Below are 1,579 nucleotides of genomic sequence, written 5' to 3' on the forward strand. Positions count from 1 at the left end.
ATGCCGTCATTTCAGGTTTCGCCGGCAGGCGCTGATCGCCGGAAACCCGCACCAGAACCGCGTCGAGGCAGCGCTTGAAGCCGGACTGGCGGTTCTTCTCGTATTTGCCGTTGACGATGGTCTGCGAATTGTAGAGGTCTTCCAAAGTCGCCGCCATGACCCGGTGAACAGTCAAGCAGATGCTCAGCCCGATTGCCACCGGCGCAAGGCGCGAAAATCGAGTCATAAACAACCGTCCCGTTCGAAGACCCGCCAGAGCTGCGCTGCAATGAACTCTATCCAGTTTTTCAGTATTGCAGCTCGATTTTTAGCACTCGCTCCTGGTCCGGGCCAGAGCTTGCACCGGTGTGCTCGCCATTGACGCACCCATGCGCCACGCTTTAGCACTTCAATCCCGGCGGCCGGGGGAGGGATTCTTCACGATGGATTTTGGCGGAGGCGACGAGATCCGCTTCGAACATCTGGGCCGGGCCGGCGTCGTCACCTTGACGCGGCCGCAGGCGCTCAATGCCTTGACGCACGGCATGATCAGGGCGCTCGACGCTGCTCTTTCCGCCTGGGAAGCCGACCAGGGCATGGACGTCATCGTCGTCAAGGCAGAGGGCAGGGCCTTTTCGGCCGGCGGCGATATCCTGCATGTCTATGAGACAGGCCGGGCGGGAAAACCGCCGGTCGAGTTCTTCGCCGATGAATATCGCCTCAATGCCCGCATCAACAGTTTTAGGAAACCTTATGTCGCCCTGATCGACGGTATCGTCATGGGTGGCGGCGTCGGTATCTCCTTCCATGGCTCGCACCGGGTGATGACCGAGAATGCCCAATTTGCCATGCCGGAGGTCGGCATCGGCTTTTTTCCGGATGTTGGCGCCAGCCACCTGCTGCCTGATCTCGGCGGCTCCTTCGGCATGTATCTGGCGCTGACCGGCAATCGCATCCGCTATGGCGATGCGCTGTGGTCGGGGCTGGCCACCCACACCATCAAGGCCGAGGACCAGGCTGGCTTTCTCGACCGCCTGGCGCTGACCGGCGATCCGGAATCGGTGCTGCGCGGCTTCTTCGTGCAGGCAAGGCGCGAAACCGACAGGCCGACGCTGGAGGCGATTGTCCGCCATTTTTCGCAACCGTCCCTGAACCGCGTCATCGACAGCCTCGAGCGTGCGGCCGCCGCCGACGAGTTCGCGGCAAAGACACTGGCGACGATCCGCACCCGCTCGCCGACCAGCCTGCGCGTCGCCTGGCGGCAGATCAGCGCCGGACTGACGCTGTCCATGGAAGCCTGCATGAAGATGGAGTTCCGCATCCTCAACCGGATGCTCGCCGGCCATGATTTCTACGAAGGCATCCGCGCCGCCATCATCGACAAGGGCTCGAAGCCGCAATGGCGGCCGGCAAGCCTCGCTGCGGTCAGCGAAGCGGATGTCGATGCCTATTTCGCGCCGCTCGGCGAACGGGAACTCTTGATATGAGCGAGGTGACCTCGAGGCGCGTCGTGCTGCAGCCCTCCGGGGTGGAGGTGATCTTCGCCTGGTTCCAGCGCGTCATATCGGGCTATTGCCTGCTGTTCGGCATTCTCTACTGG

2 protein-coding genes are annotated in these 1,579 nt (G+C 62.4%); one reads left to right on the forward strand and one right to left on the reverse strand.

Annotated features, from left to right (window positions below):
• Positions 1-226: DUF2066 domain-containing protein (locus tag EN893_RS33185; RefSeq protein WP_128362146.1), on the reverse strand; the 226-nt coding region annotated here is incomplete at its 3' end.
• 196 nt (positions 227-422) lie between these two features.
• Here EN893_RS33185 and EN893_RS33190 point away from each other — a divergent pair.
• The gene (locus EN893_RS33190; RefSeq protein ID WP_127271351.1) at positions 423-1,466 is read left to right on the forward strand and encodes an enoyl-CoA hydratase/isomerase family protein; all 1,044 of its coding nucleotides are present in this window, start codon (positions 423-425) and stop codon (positions 1,464-1,466) included.
• Positions 1,467-1,579: the final 113 nt, after the last annotated feature.

Source organism: Mesorhizobium sp. M7A.F.Ca.CA.004.04.2.1, assembly GCF_004022825.1.
GTDB lineage: Bacteria > Pseudomonadota > Alphaproteobacteria > Rhizobiales > Rhizobiaceae > Mesorhizobium.

Coding starts and splice junctions, on each gene's coding strand:
- EN893_RS33190 (WP_127271351.1), top strand. CDS start 423: ATGGATTTTGGCGGAGGCGACGAGATCCGCTTCGAACATCTGGGCCGG.